Consider the following 20109-nt stretch of genomic DNA (forward strand, 5'->3'; position numbering starts at 1 on the left):
CTAGATAAAAAATGATTGCACTATCAATATTCCGTCTGATTGTTACGTGCTAACCACAAAGAAAGTGCTTTCAGTGAATCTGATGTAAACTCGTCACAACGAGCCGTAATTTCTTCTGATGTCAGCCAATAAACCGCCGTGACTTCCTCTTCCTGCAATGCAAACGGCCCGTGGCTGACACAACTGAACAGACCTCCCCATATACGGCAAGTCTCCTCTTCATAGTAAAAAACCCCATGCTCTGCAAAAGGAACACCGGCGATGCCCAACTCCTCTTCCGCTTCCCGGCGAGCCGCATCAAGCCAGTATTCTCCCGTCATAACGACACCACCAGCCGTTGCATCCAATTTTCCCGGATAAAAATCTTTCGTTTCTGTACGATGCTGAACCAGAATTTTGCCCATTCCATCATGCACGACAATATAAGTGGCACGATGCCTCAAGTTTTGCGCTCTCATCTGCTGACGAGTCGCCTGCGCAATCACTTCATTGTCTTCATTGACAATGTCAATCCATTCAATACTTGCTGATTTTTCTTGCGCCATCCTAAGAACCTTTAATAAACGATTGGTATGCCCGTTTTTGCTGTGATGCCCCGATTAAGGAGGCTAAAATAAGTCCACTGCCCCTAATACAGAAATAAGAAATTTGTAACATATTACAGACAAACAGTGGTAATGTAACACTGCCATATTTATCAAAGAGTTATTATTATCGGAGGTTATATGATAGATCTATATTATGCTCCAACCCCTAATGGCTACAAAATCACCCTCTTCCTTGAAGAAGCCGGCTTACCTTATACTATTCACCCTATTAATATCAGTACAGGCGAACAGTTTAAACCTGCATTCCTTGCCATCGCCCCCAATAACAAAATCCCCGCGATTGTCGATCATCAACCTGCCGATGGAGGAGAACCGGTCTCTCTCTTCGAGTCAGGGGCCATTTTACTTTATTTGGCAAATAAAACAGGTCGGCTGTTAAGTCAAGATACACGTGAGCGTACTGAACAACTGCAATGGTTGTTCTGGCAAGTCGCGGGGTTTGGCCCGATGCTCGGACAAAATCACCACTTCAATCATTATGCTTCTGAAGTCGTACCTTATGCCATTAAACGCTACGTGGAAGAGACCCAACGTTTATACAGCGTGTTGAATACCCAACTGGAAAAGACCGCCTATCTGGGAGGGAGCGAGTACAGTATCGCCGATATTGCCACGTATCCGTGGGCCAAATGCTATGAGCATCAAAAAATCGATGTGCGGGATTATCCTGCGGTTGAAAAATGGCTTGATAAGATCAGCAAACGCCCTGCAACAAAAGCGGCTTATAATGAATCGTCTCAGTAACGCTTGCAAATAATTCAGTGAGTGGCGAAATTTTTCACCATAAAACTTGAAGTCGGTAACAGATAATAGCACATTTCGCTGTCATATGAGCCATCCCTTGTTATAGTCAGTAATCGACTATCTATCCGTCACAGGGGGTGGCTATGCATATCCTAATCACAGGGGGAACAGGACTGATTGGTCATCATTTGACCTACCGATTGCTTTCTCTCTCTCATTCCATCACCATTCTGAGCCGTTCACCACAAAAGGTCTATGCTCTGTTTTCCGATCGCGTTGAATGTTGGACAACGCTGGATGACCAGAACAATCTCAATGGCTTTGATGCCGTTATTAATCTTGCCGGTGAACCTATTGTCAATAAACGCTGGACGCCAAAACAAAAAGACAGACTTTGTCAAAGCCGGTGGCAACTGACTGAACGGCTGAGTCAGTTGATCAACGCCAGTGATTCTCCGCCATCGGTGTTTATTTCCGGTTCAGCCATTGGCTATTATGGCGATCAGGGGCAATCCGTTGTTACTGAAAATGATCCTCCCCACGATGAGTTTGCCCACCAGCTTTGTCAACGTTGGGAGCAACTGGCTTTACAGGCAAAAAGTGAAAAGACCCGTGTTTGCCTATTACGCACAGGGATTGTTTTAGCCAAAAAAGGGGGGGCGCTGCAAAAAATGCTGCCAATGTTTCGATTGGGCTTAGGAGGAAAAATCGGTAACGGCAAGCAATATATGCCGTGGATACACATTGATGATATGGTTAATGGTATCTATTACCTGCTGGTATCGCCGGAATTACATGGCCCCTTTAACATGACATCTCCCTATCCTATTCATAACGATCAGTTCAGCGCTGTATTGGCGAAGGTTTTACATCGTCCCTCTTTCATTCGCATCCCGGCATTCGTGTTAAAAGTGATGATGGGTGAAGCCGCAGGGTTAGTTTTAGGCGGACAGCAAGCCATTCCGAAAAACCTGGAAGAAGCCGGATTCGGCTTCCGTTATTTCCGGCTGGAGGAAGCCTTGCAAGATGTATTGAAGGCAGATGACACCAACATTCCCTGAGTTTGTTGCTATACCCTTTATCTTTCAGCCCGTCGCTTGAAATTTATGGGGTATCGCTTCCCGTGGGTTTGGCACCCTGCCAACGGTCAAACAGGTCTTCCGGCAAATCAATGTCGAACTGATCAAGCACACGGTTAACGGTCTGGTCGATGATATCCTGAATATGCTCAGGGCGGTGATAAAATGCAGGAACCGGTGGCATGATCATCGCCCCGATTTCAGCCGCCTGAGTCATTAACCTCAAGTGCCCTAAGTGCAAAGGCGTTTCCCTCACTCCCAGCACCAACTTGCGACCTTCTTTTAAGACAACATCGGCGGCGCGGGTAATTAAACCATCGGTATAACTGTGCACAATACCTGATAAGGTTTTTATGGAGCACGGCAGGATCACCATGCCCAATGTTTTAAATGACCCAGAGGAAATAGATGCCGCAATGTCACGATTATCATGCACGACATCCGCTAAAACCTGCACATCACGCAAGCTATAATCCGTTTCCAGTGCCAATGTCTGTCGGGCGGATTGGCTAATTACCAAGTGCGTTTCAATGCCGGCTATTGGCTGCAAAACTTGCAGTAACCTGACACCATAAATCGCCCCACTTGCCCCGGTCAGCCCGACAATCAATTTTTTCATCTTTTCCTCTGAGATTCTGGCTATAACTTGATGATAATAACAATATTATCCTTCATTATATATTTCCAGACTCTCTATTTCGCTCTGTCCACGCACTTTCAAGGCATCATCTTTACGCAGATTTTCCAGATAATCGAGGTAGGTCTGATCAATGTCTTTGGTCACATAGATGCCATCGAATACGGAGCATTCGAATTTTTCAATATCCGGGTTTTCTTCCCGCACTGCCTGAACAAGATCGGGAAGATCTTGATATATCAAAGCATCAGCCCCTATGAGCTGGCGAATTTCATCCACTTCTCGACCATGAGCTATCAGTTCATTGGCATTCGGCATGTCAATACCATAGACATTCGGGAAACGAACTTCCGGTGCCGCCGAAGCAAAGTAAACTTTCTTGGCTCCCGCTTCACGAGCCAGTTCAACAATCTGCTCTGAGGTGGTCCCTCGCACGATGGAGTCATCCACCAGCAAGACATTCTTACCCCGGAATTCAGCACGGTTGGCATTCAGTTTACGACGCACTGATTTACGGCGTTCATTCTGACCGGGCATAATAAAGGTGCGCCCTACATAGCGATTTTTAACAAATCCCTGACGATAGGGTTTATCCAAAATGTGGGCGATTTCCAGCGCGATATCACAAGACGTTTCCGGAACAGGAATAACCACATCAATATGTAAGTCTTCCCATTCGCGGGCAATTTTCTCACCCAGCTTTTTACCCATCCGTAACCGCGCGTTATATACCGACACTTTGTCAATAAAAGAATCAGGGCGGGAAAAATAAACAAACTCGAACAAACACGGCGTCAATGATGGATTTTCTGCGCACTGACGGGTGAATAACTGCCCGTTCTCAGTGATATAAATCGCTTCGCCGGAAGCCACATCACGCAGGAATTCAAAACCCAATGTATCCAGTGCCACGCTTTCTGATGCCACCATATATTCATTGTGACCATTTTCCAGTGTGCGTTTCCCCAGCACCAGAGGACGGATACCATGTGGATCACGAAAAGCCACCAACCCATGCCCAATAATCATGGCAACACAAGCGTAGGCTCCCCGGATTTTCCGGTGCATTTCGGCCACGGCGGCAAAAATATTATCCGGCTCCAATGGGCAATTGGGAAATTGAGTTAATTCATTAGCAAAAATATTGAGCAGGATTTCAGAATCTGAGGTGGTATTGACATGACGGCGATCATTTTCAAACAGCATTTTTTTTAATTTATGTGCGTTTGTCAGATTGCCGTTATGCGCCAGCGTAATACCAAAAGGAGAATTCACATAAAAAGGTTGTGCTTCAGATGCACTGGAACTCCCTGCTGTTGGGTAACGGACATGTCCGATCCCGATCGTTCCCTGTAAACGCAACATGTGTCGTGTTTCAAACACATCCTTGACCAAACCATTGGCCTTACGTAAACGGAATTCATTGTTACTATCAATAGTCGCAATGCCTGCTGCATCTTGCCCACGGTGCTGAAGCACCGTCAATGCATCATAAATCGACTGGTTAACCGGTGTAGAACCAACGATACCGACAATACCGCACATGTAGTCTTTCCTCATCAGCCAGGCGGAGAGGGTTATCTCTCCGGCAGGAAACTCGACGCATTTTGCAGGTAGTCAAAAAACCACCTGATGATTTGACTGAACTGTGGGATCAATTGTGACTGTTGCCAGTCCTGGCTTTTAGGCAGTGGCGTGAAAGAATCAGCAACAAACAGAATGGCAGACACAATCAATACGCCGCGCAATGCCCCAAAACAGATCCCCAGAACCCGATCAGTACCTGACAGGCCCGTTCGCTGAACCAGTGAACCAATGACATAGTTCACTACTGCGCCAACAATCAGTGTTGCGATAAATAAGATAGCAATCGCTACTCCATTACGCACCAACTCATCTTCAAGACGGGTAAAATACTCCGCCAAATAAGTATAGAAGTGGCTTGCAACAAAGAAAGCACAGCCCCAAGTTATCAGGGAAAGCGCTTCACGAACAAACCCTCGGATCAGGCTAACCAGTGCCGAAAAACCAATAATGACAATAATCGTATAATCAATCCAGACCATATTTTAATCCCAAAATAGGCGTCCGACATTCAGGTCGGGCGCATTCTAACAGAAAACGAAAACGTTTGCGCAGTAGATTTATCACTCTACTGAAAATAATTTTTCATCCCCTGACGGGAAGTTTAGCCTTCCCGTCAGGGCCTATCCGATTATGGCTTATAGTTTTTAATTTGCCCCTGCAACCCCGTGATTTCTCTCAGTTCGGACAAAACAGATTCAAGTGCTTGCCTGGATGCGTTAGGGCCGACATAAATCCGTGTCAATTGTCCCTGCATCGGCGAAGAAGGAACGGTGTATACCTGATGCCCGGAAAGACGCAACTTCGCCACGATCTCGCCCACTTTATCCGCATTTTTCAATGCGCCGAGCTGAACCACATATGCCGTTGCCTGCGGAGCCTGTACTGCCGGCTTCGGTTTAGCTTCTGGCTGGTTGCCAGAACGGATTTCAGGCTGAGCTTGTGGTTTGGTTTCGACTTTCTGTTGAGAAGGAGACTCAGGTTTGACCTCGATCTTGGGATCTTTTGGGATAGCCACAGGCGGCGCTGTTATCTGAGCCGGCCCGGAAGAGGACAACGAGCCAGACAGCTCGCTATCTGACTGCTGTTGTGCCTGTATCTGCATGGCTTCCGCCGCACCTTCCGGTGGTGTGGAGGGCATGTTTTGCGCCAGTGGCGGAATGGAATCAATATCCTCTTCATCTCCCGGTTTTGGCACCAATGGAATAGAAGCAAACTGGTTTTCGTTATATTTTTTATCGCCGTCAAATATCATGGGCAGCACAATCACACCCAATGCGACAAGGACGATAGTGCCAACTAAGCGGTTCTGAAATTTACTTGCCACGTTCCTTCCCCTCCTCAAGTGCCTCCATAACATGGGCTACGGTGTGAAAAGAACCACAAACGACAATGATATCCTGCGCTGACGCATCTTCCATTGCTTGTTGCCATGCTGACTCGACTTCGGTAAACATGCGGGCATGGTCAAGATGCCCGGCCAATATTTCAGCCTCTGCACCCCGTAGTTCATGCAGTGATGCGCAGTACCATTCGTCAATCTGCCGGGAAAGGCAAGCCAGTGTACCCGCAATATCCTTGTCTTCCAGCATACCAACCACACCACGTATTTTGCTGTCGGGTAAACGGGGCAATTCTGCCAGTTTCTGAATCAGATAAGCTGCAGCATGCGGATTATGCGCCACATCCAGAATGACCAGCGGATTGTCTCTGACAATTTGGAAACGTCCCGGTAACCGGGCGTTTCTCAACCCCGCCCGAATAGCCCGCTCGTCAATTGCCCGGCTGACTTTATCATCCTGTTGCAACAAACAGTGGAGCACGCCCATCGCCGTCGCCGCATTCGCCAGAGGTAAATTGGGTAACGGCAATTGACTGAATTGCTGTTCCCCCGCCTGCCAAGTCCAGCTATCTGTACCCTGCAAGAAATGCCAATCAACATCACGACGAAATAATTTGGCACCCAATTCATCCGCAACATCAGCAATCGCATGTGGCATGTCAGGTTCACCCACCACAGCAAAACGGCCGCGACGAAAAATTCCCGCTTTTTCACGGCCAATGTGCTCGCGATCAGCACCAAGCCAATCCGTATGATCCAGTGCAATACTGGTGATGGCCGCAATATCGGCATCCACAATGTTGGTGGCATCCAGACGTCCGCCCAACCCCACTTCCAGAATCACAACATCAAGGCAGGCTTCTTTAAAAAGCTGTAACGCCGCCAACGTGCCGTATTCGAAATAAGTTAAGGAAATATCACCACGTTGGGCTTCAATATCTGCAAATACACGACAAAAATCCTGTTCTGCTGGCTCCTTGCCCTGAATACGGACCCTTTCGGTATAACGTACCAGATGCGGGGAACTATACACGCCAACCTTAAGCCCGGCGGCCAGAAAAATAGATTCGAGAGTATGGCAAGTGGTTCCCTTGCCATTAGTCCCTGACACCGTGATAACTTTAGGTGCTGGATCCAGCAAGCCTAATTGGCTGCCGAGTTTGCCAACACGCTCAAGCCCCATATCAATGGCTTTGGTGTGCAGGTTTCCAAGATAGGAAAGCCACGTCATCAGTGGCGACGTGGCTTGGGGAGTTAGTAAAGTATCAGACATCTTCTTTATTAGCGTTGATATTTATATCAGCTTCGACATCAGTAGGTTGTTCAACAACGATTTTTTCCACTGGCTGCGCTTGGGTACCCGGCTGCGGTTGATGAGTCAACATTGCGATCAGGCTGGCCACTTTCTCACGCATCTCCGGGCGACGCACGATCATATCAATCGCCCCTTTTTCCAGTAAGAATTCACTACTCTGGAAACCTTCCGGCAGTTTTTCACGCACGGTCTGCTCTATCACGCGGGGACCGGCAAAACCAATCAATGCCTTAGGCTCAGCGATATTAATATCACCCAGCATCCCCATACTTGCCGTCACTCCCCCCATTGTCGGGTTAGTCAGGACACTGATATAAGGCAGACTCCGATCTTGCATTTTTGCCAGCGCAGCACTGGTTTTTGCCATCTGCATCAGTGACATCAGCGCTTCCTGCATACGCGCCCCACCGCTGGAAGCAAAACAGATGAACGGGCAGTTGTCTTCCAGAGCCTGTTCAACGGCACGGACGAAACGTGCACCGACGACCGATCCCATTGAGCCGCCTATGAAGCTAAATTCAAAGGCACCCGCCACAACAGGCATCTCATGCAATGTACCTTTCATGACGATCAGTGCGTCTTTTTCCTGCGTCTGTTTCTGGGCTGCAGTTAAACGGTCTTTGTATCTTTTGGTATCGCGGAACTTGAGAATATCTTTAGGTTCCAGCTCACTGCCTAATTCCGTGCCGGTGCCTTCATCCAAAAATGCGGTCAGTCTCCGACGGGCCGAAATGCGCATATGGTGGTCGCACTTTGGACACACTTCAAGATTACGCTCTAATTCAGCACGATACAGTACCTGACCACAACTGTCGCATTTTGTCCAAACTCCTTCAGGGATATTTGCCTTACGAGTTTGCATAATTTTGCTTTTATTTAGAATCTTTTCAATCCAGCTCATTAATGAACCTTTCCGTCTGAATCTGGCTTATACCTTGATCTCCCAAGCTGCTGCTGCATGAGCGGCAACTTGAAATGCATCAGGTAGATGCCAGCTTTTGTTTTACGTGCCATTAAACCACAATGCTACCGCAGTGTGGATAAAAAACTGCTCAAACCTGTTAGGGTTATTTACTTATATTCCCTGCTGCTTTTTTCGATGCAGCGCGGCGATGACGCCAAATTTCGATGACGCCGGGCAGAATAGAAATAAAGATAATTGCAACAATCAATAGCTTCAGATTCTGCTGTATAACGGGCATATCGCCGAATAAATAACCTGCATACGTGAATAATAGCACCCAGATAAATGCACCGATAACGTTATAAGCAGCAAAATGGCGATAAGACATTTTCCCCATTCCTGCCACAAACGGTGCAAACGTTCTAATAATTGGCACAAACCGAGCCAAAATTATTGCTTTTCCGCCGTGTTTTTCATAGAACCCATGAGTTTTATCCAGATAACTCCGGCGGAAAATTTTTGAATTCGGATTAGTAAATAATTTCTCACCAAAAATTCGACCAATGGTATAGTTTATCGCATCACCCAGAATGGCGGCCGTTACCATCAAGGCCACCATGATGTGTACATTAGGATCATTCGAATTTAATGCAGAAAGTGCCCCGGCCACAAACAGCAGGGAATCTCCCGGCAAAAAGGGAGTTACCACCAGCCCTGTTTCACAAAATATAATCAGGAATAAGATGCCATACACCCAGTCCCCATAGTTGGCAACCAATTCGGCTAAATGAGCATCAATGTGTAAAATGAAATCGACAATAAATTTTGCAAAATCAACAAAATGATTCAAAAACTCCATAATCTTCCTCGTTATGCACGAATATCCCTGCCATTATTTGACAATCGTTAGCCAGAAACCAGATCATTTCCCAAAAACTAAATCACTTCCCAAAAACAGTGGCCCCATCATGGGTTCAGGTAAACCAAAATGTTCAGGATAATCTACGGCAACTAAATATAACCCTTCAGCTTTGGCTGTTGCCGCCGCTTTCGTTCTGTCTTTCAGTGCCAAGAGTTCAGCCATCCAGACAGTGCCCTGATTGCCACAACCAATTTCCAGCAAGCTGCCGACAATATTGCGCACCATGTGATGAACAAAGGCATTTGCCTTGATATCCACGACAATATAGTCCCCATGCCGGCTGACATTGATGTGCATCATATTGCGCCATGGTGAATTGGACTGGCACTGCACCGCCCTGAAAGAAGTAAAGTCATTTTCTCCCAGTAAGCACTGTGCTGCTTCATGCATTTTTTTCTCATCCAGTGGATAGTGAAAATGCGTGACTCCCTGTGCCAGTATCGCCGGACGATAACGGTGGTTGAAAATCACATAGCGATAACGGCGAGCCGTTGCACTGAAACGGGCATGAAATTCATCATCCACCGTTTTGACCCAACGCACAGCAATATCCGACGGCAAATGGGTATTTACCCCCATTGTCCAGGCGGCATCTTTGCGTTGTGCCGACGTTTCAAAGTGCACCACTTGCCCGGTTGCATGTACTCCCGCGTCCGTTCTGCCAGCACAGAAAACGGAAATAGGTTCATTCGCCACTTGCGACAGCGCTTTTTCCAGATATTCCTGTACACTTCTCACTTCTTGCTGGCGCTGCCAACCATAATATCGGCTGCCGTCATATTCAATCCCCAGTGCAATTTTCACCTTTTTTGCCTCTGGCTCAGACTGACTCAGCTCTGTATCAGACATCAGTAAAATTGCTCCTGCACCAGCTTTTCTGCAATTTCAACGGCCATCAATGCGCCACCAAAACGGATATTATCGGCAACTGACCAGAATTGCAGCATTTCTGGCATACCATAATCATTGCGCAGACAACCGATGCTTAAACCATCACTGCCTGAAGCGTCAGTCACCTGAGTCGGGTAATCGCCCTCTTCTGAAACCTGAATTTCTTCAAGACGTTCAAATTCACCACGGGCTTCTTCTGTACCCACCGGACGCAGCGTTTCCAGACTCACCATCTGCGCAATGCCATAGAAAACAGAGGATTGGACACAACTCACGGAAACGGGCAGACCGTCATCCTGCAATACCCGGCGAATTTGATCGACAATGCGGCGTTCTTCACGCACAGTTCCTTCAACATCAGGCAAGAGAGGCAGCATATTGAAGGCCAATTGTTTGCTGAAACGGCCTTCATCCGGTGGAATGCCATTTAATAAACGGGCACTCTGACCCGCCAGTTCATCAATGGCAGCTTTACCATGCACGGAAACCGGCAATATATTGGTCAAATGTAAACGCGCAATGCCCGCCGCATCGATTAATGGCTTAATGGCTGTCAAAACCTGACTGGTTGAGCTATCCGCCACCGCGACGATGTTACGATTGCGATATTCAGCCAACGCATACGGGTTAACACCAGGAACCACCAAAGGCACATCCGGTTCTGCCGCGAACAAGCCACTGCTGTCAATGACCAGACAACCGGCTTCTGTGGCTTTTTCAATATGCTGTGCTGTTGCTTCCATCGTCGCAGCAAAAAAGGCAAGTTGTACCTGTGACCAGTCAAACTCTGCCGCATCACGAACGGTGATATTTTTACCGTTAAAACGCTGGATTTTCCCCGCATTTTGTTCACTGGCCAGAAGATGCAGTTCACCAACCGGAAATTGGCGCTCCTGTAATAACGCCAATATCGCTCCACCTACTGCGCCCGTTGCACCCAAGAGCGCAATATTCCAACCTTCAGACATGTTGGTTTTCTCCACTTCTTTCATTTTGCTGACAGGCAGGGGTCCCTGCCTGTATTAAATCACTTGAGTGTTAAACACCATTCTGCATTAAACACACTTTGGCATTACACCCACTTTGGCATTAAATCCAAGGTGGGACAGTAATTGCGCACTTTTCTCTGAATCACAAAATACCGTCAGGGAGGACCATTCCCGGCGTTCTGGATAATGTCTCCGCAACTGATCAAAAGCCCCCTTTTGACCCGCTACCTGACGTAAAGGTGCATCATCACGGCGCACATCATACACTAAATGTATCAAGCGCTTCAGGATGCTTTGTGTCACTTCACCTTGTATGGCGATCTGGCTGAAATCAGGTGTGGGCAACAGCTCCGCCAATTCCGTTTTGCGGGGTTGCCCCAAGAATTCGCAATAGGCTTCAAAAACCTGCGTTGTGCCCCTGGCCTTGCCCTCCAAGGTATAACCCGCAATATGGGGTGTACCAATATCAATCAACGCCAGTAAAGGCAGTGAAAGATTAGGCTCTGGCTCCCAAACATCAAGCACAACCCGTAATTTTTTTCCACGTTGCAGTACAGAAAGTAATGCTTGATTATCAACCACCTCACCCCGGCTGGCATTAATCAAAATTCGGTTATCCGGTAATGCCGAAAGTAATTCTTCATCTGCCAAATGGTGGGTTCGATATGGGCCAGACTGATTAAGGGGGGTATGGAACGTCAGAATATCGGCTTCTGTCACCAATTTTTCTAAAGGCCAAAATTCGCCTTCATCACCACGATCAGCTCTGGGAGGGTCACACAGTAATGTTTTCACACCCAAAGCCGCCAGCCGATCAGCCAAACGCCCACCGACATTGCCAACCCCCACAATGCCGACAGTTTTATCTTTAAGTTGAAATTGATCTTGTTCAGCCAAGAGCATCAGTGCAGAAAATACATACTCAACAACCGCAATCGCATTACATCCGGGGGCAGCCGAAAAACCAATCCCCGCCTGCGACAACCATTGTTGATCAACATGATCCATCCCCGCAGTGGCAGTACCGACAAATTTCACTGAGCTGCCTTGCAACAAGGAGCCATTAACTTTAGTGACAGAGCGCACCATAAAGGCATCCGCATACTCCAGTGCACCTTCAGGCACAGGGCGCCCCGGAATTGCCTGTACTTCACCCAATTGCTGAAAGAGCTGTTCAGCATAAGGCATATTTTCATCAACCAGAATTTTCACTTTTCTCATCCAACGGCTTAAATGGGCGGGATCTGCTATTCTGCCATTTTATCGGCATAAAACCTATATGCCCTTTATCTTTCAAATCAGCCTTTCCTAAAACATTCTGCTATCGTCCCTGCTTGCACCGCCGTAATAAAGTTCTTTCTGGGGTATAACTCTTTTTAAGGTATAACTCTTTTTGAATAAATCGATCACGGCTACATTGCTAAACTACTCAAACGATACACTTACACAAAAAATTTATCTCAATGAAGAATTTATTGTTTCCCTTCGTGGCTGTATTGATCTGGTCAATCAATGCCGTTGTCAGTAAAGCTGCCGCCACTTTAATTGAACCCGCAGCAATTTCTTTTTATCGATGGTTCATTGCCTTCCTGACTTTGACGCCTTTTCTCTTATTACCCGTCCTGAAGCAGCGGAAAATAGTTGCCCAATATTGGTGGAAGTTATTGATTCTTAGCTCTCTGGGCATGGTTCTTAACCAAAGTCTGGCATACTACGCGGCTCATACTGTCAGTGCGACGATCATCGGAATTTTCACCTCACTCATTCCATTATTGACCGTCATTATCAGTATATTCGCCTTGCGAGCAGCCCCTACTGTCGGGATCACCCTGGGTACGGTACTGTCTTTATTCGGCCTTGTATGGTTGGTCAGCAAAGGAGATCCGGCTTCCCTATTGCAACAGGGTCTGGGTATCGGAGAGGTGATGATGTTTATTGCTGCCGCTGCTTATGCGTTATACGGTGTCTTAACAAAACGCTGGGCGATCCCATTACCCAACTGGCAATCACTCTATGTACAAATTGGGTTTGGTGTTTTATTGCTCCTGCCCAACTTCATGATGACGGAAGATGTTCAGTTAACCTCTGATAATCTTTCCCTTGTTCTGTTTGCCGGCATCCCGGCATCAATTATTGCCCCCTATTTGTGGATACAGGGCGTAGTACGCATTGGCGCAAGCATGACGTCTATTTTTATGAATCTGGCCCCCGTATTTACTGCCATCATTGCCATTCTGGTTCTCCATGAAAAAATGCAAAGTTATCACCTGATTGGAGGCGGTATTGTACTGGGTGGTGTGATACTCGCACAGCAATTACGCACCCCGCTCACACGCAGGAAGCCGGAAAACAATTCGAACCAGTAATCCCCCCAATATTTCACTGGGTAAAAGCTGGAGAGGGGCACCGTGATACAGGCTGATTTCCTTGACGATAGTCAGCCCCAATCCTGCGCCCTCCAGCCCTGCGGCATTGTCCAAGCGGTTAAATGCCATGAGAGAGTGACGGATATCGCCTTGCGCGATACCTGGCCCCGAATCATCGACTTCAAGACAACCATATTTTTTGTCTGGTGTCATCGTAACCCGAGCCGTCACGACTCCCATTTGTGGCGTATATTTGATGGCATTGTCCAGCAAATTGGCACACATTTCCGCTAATAATACGGGTTCACCCTTGATCCACAACGTATCTTCCCCCTCATAACCCAAATCAATGCATTTGCTTTCTGCCTGCTGCCAGCGGGAAAAACAGGCTTGCTGCAGCAACTCCACGATATTCACTGGCTGATAATTTTGTACTGCCTGTTTTTCATGTACTTTCAACTGTGACAACTTCAATAAGCGATCAGTCAACAAAATCATGTTATCCAAACTCTGATCAATAGCAGTCAGTATTGCTTCCCTCTGTTCCGGGTTCTGTTCACTACGAGCCACCACCAGTTGGGTTTTCAAGACAGCCAAAGGCGTTCTGAGTTGATGGGAGGCATCCGCACTGAATCGCTCTTGGCGTCCCACCATTAATTTCAGCCGTTCGATATATCGGTTGAACGCCAGAAGTAATGGAGAAAGTTCAGACCACGGCAAAATATCCGGTAATGGTGTGAGATTATTCGCGGAACGGCGGAGCATAATAGCGGACAGTTTTCGTAACGGCTTGAGCAATTGTTTTAATAAGAGATAAGCCAGAAGCAGCGTCAATAGTACGACCGTGCCCTGATTCATCAACGAAGAAAACAGTAATTGTTGTGTCATATCTTGGCGGGAAATCACGGTTTCAGCCACTAATACCCGCGCCATTCCCATCATTCCGCCTTCATTGACAGGCTGATACAATGCCACGACTCGTATAGGCTGCCCCTGATATTCTGCATCATAAAAATACGCCAGTGCCGTATACAAGGGGGAACGCTGGGTATGTTGCGGCATGAGGGGAAGATTGTCGTAACCTGAGATGGTTTTCCCTTCCGGTGAGATGACTTGATAGTAAAGACGATCATGGATATTGCGCTCAAAACTATCCAAGACAACATAAGGGACATCAACCATCAGGCGCTTGTCTCGGACAATCAGGCGTTCGGCAACGGTTCTTGCTGATGCAAGCAAGGTTCGGTCATAAGCCAGTGTTGCCGCACTCTTCACGCTGACATATTGGCTATAAACAGAAGCACAACCCAATAACAGCAGCGGCACGCCAAAAAACAGCAGCAGTTGGTGGAATAACGAACGGGGTATTTTGACCAATTTCATGAGTCCGGCTGCTCCAAACGATACCCCAACCCACGTAATGTGCCTATTCTTACATCACTGTCGAGTAATTTTTTCCGCAATCGATGCACATATAATTCGATGCTTTGTGGATTTGCTTCATCCGACAGGGAAAACACCTGCTCAAACAATTGCTGTTTAGAGACAGGACGACCCCGACGGTGAAACAGTGTGGTCAGAACGGATAATTCTCTGGGAGTCAGTGCTAATGGGGTATTGCCCAATACGAAATAACCTTCGTCTTCATAAACCAATGAGCCGAATTTTTGTGCTTCTTGCGACATCGCTGTACTGCGGCGTAATAATGCGCGAATACGCGCTTCCAGTTCCTGAAAATCAAACGGTTTAGTCAAATAATCATCGGCACCGGAATTCAATCCCTTGACGCGATCTGTCACTTCTGTTTTGGCGGTCAATAACAATACGGGTAGATTTTGGCCGCGCTTACGCAGCCGGGATAACAAAGACATTCCGTCTAATCTGGGCAAAGCAACATCCAAAATCAGTAAGGCATAATTTTCGGTCTGTAAAAGCTGTTCTGCCACAACACCATCTTCCGCCAAATCGACCACAAACCCAGAATGGCTCAATGCCTTCTGTAACCAATGTGATAAGTCAGGATGGTCTTCAACCAATAAGAGACGCATGAATAATACCACTGTTAAAAACAAACCAGAGGAATAGAACTGAAATATTAACCAATTGCAATATTAAGATTCAGCAATTGGTTATGAGTTAACAAAAAATATATTCCAAAACAGTTCATTAACATTTCCGTGTGAAACACTGCGCAAATTAAGCGACTAAGGTCACATCCAGCCAATTTATATTGTTAATGAAAGGTAATTGAAAGGTTTCACTTCTATAAATAGACATTCACCAGATCGTTATCATCCATGTCCTTTACTGGTGTTATGTGAGGAATCAATATGAAAACATTCAAAACCTTAGTCGCCGCTGCAAGTCTCCTTCTCTGCACTCATGCTTCTGCAACCACAGCTCCCAATAGAACTGAATGTATTGCGCCAGCCAAACCCGGGGGAGGTTTTGATTTAACCTGCAAACTTGTTCAGGTTTCATTATTGGAGACTAAATCCATCAACTCTCCAATGCGGGTCACATTCATGCCCGGTGGTGTCGGGGCGGTTGCCTATAATGCCATCATTGCCCAGCGGCCTGCTGAACCCGGCACGGTCGTCGCTTTTTCTGGTGGTTCCCTGTTGAATCTTGCCCAAGGAAAATTTGGCCGCTACAACGTAAATGATGTGCGCTGGCTGGCGAGTGTGGGTACAGACTACGGTATGATTGCTGTGCGCCAGGATTCACCTTACAAAACGTTGGCAGATTTGATGGCGGCATTCAAAAAATCACCCGATAGTATTGTGTTTGGTGCGGGTGCCTCTATCGGCAGTCAGGATTGGATGAAAACAGCCTTACTGGCAAAAGAAGTGGGTATTGACCCCCGCAAAATGCGCTATGTGGCATTTGAAGGTGGCGGCGAACCTATCACCGCCCTTTTAGGCAATCATATCCAAGTTGTTTCCGGTGACCTGAGTGAGACGTTACCTTATCTCAATGGTGATAAAATCCGCGTACTTGCTGTCTATGCAGACAAACGTCTGGAGGGTGAACTGGCAAATATTCCAACGGCAAAAGAACAGGGATATGACCTCGTGTGGCCGGTCATTCGTGGTTTTTATATGGGGCCGAAAGTCTCTGACGCACAGTATCAATGGTGGGTGGATACCTTTAAAACGCTACAGCAAACCGCAGAATTCAAAAAACAGCGCGAACTGCGAGGGTTATTTGAATTCAACATGACTGGCAAGGAGTTGGATGACTATGTGAAAAAACAGGTTGTTCAATACCATGAAATGGCCAAATCCTTTGGTTTAGCAAAATAACAGAGGTGGCATCATGAGCGATCGTATCTTTGCTGCTGTATGGCTGGTGCTATGTGGAATAGGGCTGGTCGTTGGCTGGGGTATCCATAGCGAATACAGCTATGAACCTCTGGGGCCTCGCCCATTTCCCATTGCTATTCTTTCATTAATGGCATTTTGTGCATTACTGTTGCTATTTAACCCCCCCTCTCCCATACACTGGCCGACGATACCCGTGTTACGTCGCTTAGTTTTACTGATTGTTTCACTCACCCTTTACGCATGGTCATTTGAGTGGCTGGGTTTTCCTTTGGCAACCATATTGTTGACCATCAGTGTGGCATTGTTATTTAACGCCACACTCCCTGCGGCGATTATTTCTGGCATTGTTCTTGGTATTTCGCTCTTTTTTGCCTTTGATCGCCTGTTAGATGTCACACTGCCCGTCGGCAGTTGGCTCAGTTAAGGAGTTAACGATGGATACTTGGGTATATCTGAGCCAAGGCTTTGAAGTTGCATTAGTGCCCCAAAATTTGGTCATTGCATTAATCGGTTGTTTTATCGGTACGGTTGTGGGTTTACTGCCGGGCCTTGGCCCCATAAATGGAGTGGCAATCTTACTCCCACTGGCTTTCGCATTAAAATTACCGGCAGAGTCAGCGTTAATTTTATTGGCAACGGTTTACATTGGCTGTGAATATGGCGGACGTATATCTTCAATCTTGCTGAATGTACCGGGAGATGCCGCCGCTATTATGACGGCTCTTGATGGTTACCCCATGGCGAAACAAGGGCGGGCAGGCGTTGCGCTCTCTATCTCTGCCGTCAGTTCATTTTGCGGTTCACTTTTAGCCATCACGGGGATCATCTTGTTTGCCCCTCTTCTGGCACAATGGTCTTTAGCGTTTGGCCCGGCTGAGTATTTTGCATTGATGGTTTTTGCCATTGCCTGTCTTGGCAGCATGATGAGCCAAAACCCCGTCAAGTCATTATTGGCTGCCTTAATCGGTCTGGGCTTAGCCACCGTGGGTGTGGATCCCAACACCGGCGTTTATCGTTTCACTTTTAATAGCGTGCATCTTTCTGATGGTATTCAATTTATCGTTGTCGTTATTGGTCTGTTCTCAGTCAGTGAAATTTTGTTGATGCTGGAGAGTACATCTGCAGGACAAAAAGTGATAAACAAAACTGGGCGCCTCTTGTTCAACAGAAAAGAAGCCATGGCCTGTGCGGGACCAACTTTACGCTCTTCAGTGATTGGTTTCTTCGTGGGTATATTACCCGGGGCGGGAGCAACTATCGCCAGTGCAATCACATACATGACAGAAAAACGGATTAGTGGCAACAGTGATTCATTTGGCAAAGGTGATATTCGCGGGGTTGCTGCCCCAGAAGCTGCCAATAATGCTTCAGCGTGTGGGTCATTCATCCCGATGCTCACTCTTGGGGTACCCGGTTCAGGCACAACGGCGGTAATGATAGGTGCTTTGACGCTTTATAACATTACACCCGGCCCGGCTATGTTCACAGAACAACCTGATATCGTCTGGGGACTCATTGCCGCTTTATTGATCGCCAATGTTTTGTTACTGATCATGAATATCCCGATGATCGGGTTGTTTACCCGTATGCTGAATATTCCGATGTGGTTTCTGGTTCCGTCAATAGCGACAATTTCCGCCGTCGGCGTGTATGCCGTTCATAGTACTACATTCGATCTTATATTGATGGTTGGGTTAGGTGTTTTTGGTTACATTCTGCGAAAAATGAATTTCCCAATGTCACCATTAATTTTAGGGTTCGTTTTAGGAGAGATGCTGGAACAAAACCTACGGCGTGCGCTATCTATCAGTAATGGGGATTTCCAGATACTGTGGGGCAGTACTATTACGCAAATTCTCCTGATCCTGGCGATATTGGTCATTATTATCCCATCCGCTTTACGCATCATTAAAAAATTGCGTAATAAAGCAGCAGCATAACTACGTCACATAATTAAAATAGCCAATCCACAGAGTTAATGGATTGGCTTTCATTTTGGTTGATCGTTTTGGCGGATCGTTTTTTCAGTATGTAAAGGCTCAGTCTGAATACTTGCGCATCACCAGGGACGCATTTGTACCGCCGAACCCGAAGCTATTGGACATCACTGTTTTTAGCTCGCGTTCGGTAGGTTCAGTGATAATATTCATACCCAATGCTTTTTCATCCAGGTTTTCAATATTGATGCTTGGCGCAATAACACCATGTTCCAACATCAATAAGCTGTAAATCGCTTCATGAGCACCCGCTGCGCCCAGGGAATGCCCTGTCATCGCTTTAGTGGCGGAAATAGCAGGGGTATTATCACCAAACACTTCTCTGATGGCTTCCAGTTCTTTCAAATCACCAATCGGTGTCGAAGTTCCGTGGGTATTGATGTAGTCCACGCCATCTTCAACCCCCTCCAGTGCCATCTTCATGCAGCGCACCGCTCCTTCGCCAGAAGGTGCAACCATGTCCGCTCCATCCGAGTTTGCCCCATACCCGACAATTTCGGCGTAAATATGTGCGCCACGGGCCAAAGCATGTTCTAATTCTTCAACAACGACAATACCGCCCCCTCCTGCAATCACAAAACCATCGCGGCTTTGATCGTAAGTACGGGAAGCCAGTTCCGGTGTTTCATTATATTTGGTGGAAAGCGCACCCATGGCATCGAATTCACATGCCATTTCCCAACTTAATTCTTCACCGCCGCCGGCAAAAATAACATCTTGCTTGCCAAGTTGGATTAACTCAACGGCGTGACCGATACAGTGCGCAGAAGTCGAACAGGCAGAACTGATGGAGTAATTGACGCCTTTAATTTTAAACGGAGTTGCTAAACAGGCTGATACACCGGAAGCCATGGCTCGCGTAACCATATATGGCCCAACACCACGCAACCCGCGAGCACGCATACCATCTGAACCCGCCACTTGGTTATAGGGAGAACCGCCCCCTGAACCCACAACCAGCCCAGTGCGAAAATTAGAAATTTGTTCATCCGACAGGCCCGAATCTTTAATTGCCTCATCCATTGCCAGATAAGCATAAACAGATGCGTCGCTCATAAAACGTTGAGTTTTGCGGTCAATCAAACCCGTTGTATCCAGTTTTACATTGCCCCAAACATGGCTGCGCATTCCTATCTCTTTAAATTTTTCTGAGAAAGTTATCCCGGAACGGCCCTCTTTCAGAGATTCCAGCACCTCTTTCTGGTTATTACCAATACTAGAAACAATACCCAGACCAGTGATTACTGCACGTTTCATTACTTACCTCATCAATATGTTTGCCTGCGGGATTTCCCATACGCACTTTAGCGTACACTTGTACGCCGAACAAGTCCGATCAGGTCAAAAATCGATGGAAAAATTGATCCGGACTCATTCCAGAAGATCTGTCATAGGTGGTGCAACC

At 46.9% G+C, this 20109-nt stretch carries 20 protein-coding genes; 6 read left to right on the plus strand and 14 right to left on the minus strand.

The genetic code is table 11. The features are described 5' to 3' along the window. Positions 1-23: 23 nt before the first annotated feature. Entirely contained in the window at positions 24-545 is a 522-nt protein-coding gene (gene yfcD, locus Xbed_RS07165; protein WP_086112239.1) for an NUDIX hydrolase YfcD, read from the minus strand. A 180-nt stretch (positions 546-725) separates the two neighbouring features. Between yfcD and Xbed_RS07170 the strand changes: the two genes are divergently transcribed. Further along, complete coding sequence (locus Xbed_RS07170) at positions 726-1352, plus strand: glutathione binding-like protein (RefSeq protein WP_086112240.1); 627 nt, start codon at positions 726-728, stop codon at positions 1350-1352. A 143-nt stretch (positions 1353-1495) separates the two neighbouring features. Continuing rightward, a complete protein-coding gene (locus Xbed_RS07175) occupies positions 1496-2413 on the plus strand; it encodes a TIGR01777 family oxidoreductase (protein WP_086112241.1) in 918 nt (305 codons plus the stop codon). Between the two features lie 43 nt (positions 2414-2456). Here the strand turns inward: Xbed_RS07175 and Xbed_RS07180 are convergent, their stop codons facing one another. From Xbed_RS07180 to pdxB, 10 genes are all read right to left on the minus strand, one after another. Next, the gene (locus Xbed_RS07180; protein WP_086112242.1) at positions 2457-3050 is read right to left on the minus strand and encodes a UbiX family flavin prenyltransferase; all 594 of its coding nucleotides are present in this window, start codon (positions 3048-3050) and stop codon (positions 2457-2459) included. A 45-nt stretch (positions 3051-3095) separates the two neighbouring features. Beyond that, positions 3096-4613, minus strand: a complete 1518-nt coding sequence (purF, locus tag Xbed_RS07185) for an amidophosphoribosyltransferase (RefSeq protein ID WP_086112243.1) — start codon at positions 4611-4613, stop codon at positions 3096-3098. A gap of 32 nt (positions 4614-4645) precedes the next feature. Beyond that, positions 4646-5134: a colicin V production protein gene (gene cvpA / locus Xbed_RS07190; RefSeq protein WP_086112244.1), complete on the minus strand. Its 489-nt coding sequence runs from the start codon at positions 5132-5134 to the stop codon at positions 4646-4648. 149 nt (positions 5135-5283) lie between these two features. Further along, positions 5284-5979 (minus strand): cell division protein DedD, encoded by a 696-nt coding sequence (dedD, locus tag Xbed_RS07195; protein ID WP_086112245.1) that lies wholly within the window; start codon positions 5977-5979, stop codon positions 5284-5286. Then, a complete protein-coding gene (folC, locus tag Xbed_RS07200) occupies positions 5969-7267 on the minus strand; it encodes a bifunctional tetrahydrofolate synthase/dihydrofolate synthase (protein ID WP_086112246.1) in 1299 nt (432 codons plus the stop codon). The genes dedD and folC overlap by 11 nt, the downstream gene beginning before the upstream one ends. Further along, positions 7260-8210 (minus strand): acetyl-CoA carboxylase, carboxyltransferase subunit beta, encoded by a 951-nt coding sequence (gene accD, locus Xbed_RS07205; protein ID WP_086112247.1) that lies wholly within the window; start codon positions 8208-8210, stop codon positions 7260-7262. Before accD ends, folC begins: the two co-directional genes overlap by 8 nt. A 166-nt stretch (positions 8211-8376) precedes the next feature. Further along, positions 8377-9072, minus strand: a complete 696-nt coding sequence (locus tag Xbed_RS07210; RefSeq protein WP_086112248.1) for a DedA family protein — start codon at positions 9070-9072, stop codon at positions 8377-8379. Between the two features lie 63 nt (positions 9073-9135). Beyond that, on the minus strand, positions 9136-9984 hold the full coding sequence (truA, locus tag Xbed_RS07215) for a tRNA pseudouridine(38-40) synthase TruA (RefSeq protein WP_086112249.1): 849 nt from the start codon (positions 9982-9984) through the stop codon (positions 9136-9138). Then, positions 9984-10994, minus strand: coding sequence for an aspartate-semialdehyde dehydrogenase (locus Xbed_RS07220; protein WP_086112250.1), 1011 nt, complete (start codon positions 10992-10994; stop codon positions 9984-9986). Before Xbed_RS07220 ends, truA begins: the two co-directional genes overlap by 1 nt. Before the next feature lie 87 nt (positions 10995-11081). Next, positions 11082-12227 carry a 4-phosphoerythronate dehydrogenase PdxB gene (gene pdxB, locus Xbed_RS07225; protein WP_086112251.1) on the minus strand — a complete coding sequence of 382 codons (1146 nt, stop codon included), beginning with the start codon at positions 12225-12227 and terminating at the stop codon, positions 11082-11084. Positions 12228-12478: 251 nt separating this feature from the next. On the opposite strand from pdxB, the gene Xbed_RS07230 reads away from it, so the two are divergent. Next, entirely contained in the window at positions 12479-13381 is a 903-nt protein-coding gene (locus tag Xbed_RS07230; RefSeq protein WP_086112252.1) for a DMT family transporter, read from the plus strand. Here the strand turns inward: Xbed_RS07230 and Xbed_RS07235 are convergent. Beyond that, on the minus strand, positions 13331-14764 hold the full coding sequence (locus Xbed_RS07235; RefSeq protein ID WP_086112253.1) for a sensor histidine kinase: 1434 nt from the start codon (positions 14762-14764) through the stop codon (positions 13331-13333). The genes Xbed_RS07230 and Xbed_RS07235 overlap by 51 nt on opposite strands. After that, entirely contained in the window at positions 14761-15429 is a 669-nt protein-coding gene (gene tctD, locus Xbed_RS07240) for a transcriptional regulator TctD (RefSeq protein ID WP_086112254.1), read from the minus strand. The genes Xbed_RS07235 and tctD overlap by 4 nt, the downstream gene beginning before the upstream one ends. A gap of 282 nt (positions 15430-15711) precedes the next feature. Here tctD and Xbed_RS07245 point away from each other — a divergent pair, with 282 nt between their 5' ends. From Xbed_RS07245 to Xbed_RS07255, 3 genes are read left to right on the plus strand one after another with little or no spacing between them, the layout of a single operon-like run. After that, the gene (locus Xbed_RS07245; RefSeq protein WP_086112255.1) at positions 15712-16686 is read left to right on the plus strand and encodes a Bug family tripartite tricarboxylate transporter substrate binding protein; all 975 of its coding nucleotides are present in this window, start codon (positions 15712-15714) and stop codon (positions 16684-16686) included. A gap of 13 nt (positions 16687-16699) precedes the next feature. After that, a complete protein-coding gene (locus Xbed_RS07250; protein ID WP_086112256.1) occupies positions 16700-17131 on the plus strand; it encodes a tripartite tricarboxylate transporter TctB family protein in 432 nt (143 codons plus the stop codon). A 10-nt stretch (positions 17132-17141) separates the two neighbouring features. Then, the gene (locus Xbed_RS07255) at positions 17142-18647 is read left to right on the plus strand and encodes a tripartite tricarboxylate transporter permease (RefSeq protein ID WP_086112257.1); all 1506 of its coding nucleotides are present in this window, start codon (positions 17142-17144) and stop codon (positions 18645-18647) included. A 99-nt stretch (positions 18648-18746) separates the two neighbouring features. Here Xbed_RS07255 and fabB read toward each other — a convergent pair whose 3' ends face one another. Continuing rightward, positions 18747-19961, minus strand: a complete 1215-nt coding sequence (gene fabB, locus Xbed_RS07260) for a beta-ketoacyl-ACP synthase I (RefSeq protein ID WP_086112258.1) — start codon at positions 19959-19961, stop codon at positions 18747-18749. Between the last annotated feature and the right edge of the window lie 148 nt (positions 19962-20109).

The sequence above is a fragment of the Xenorhabdus beddingii genome (assembly GCF_002127545.1).
In the GTDB taxonomy this organism is placed as follows: Bacteria; Pseudomonadota; Gammaproteobacteria; order Enterobacterales; family Enterobacteriaceae; genus Xenorhabdus; species Xenorhabdus beddingii.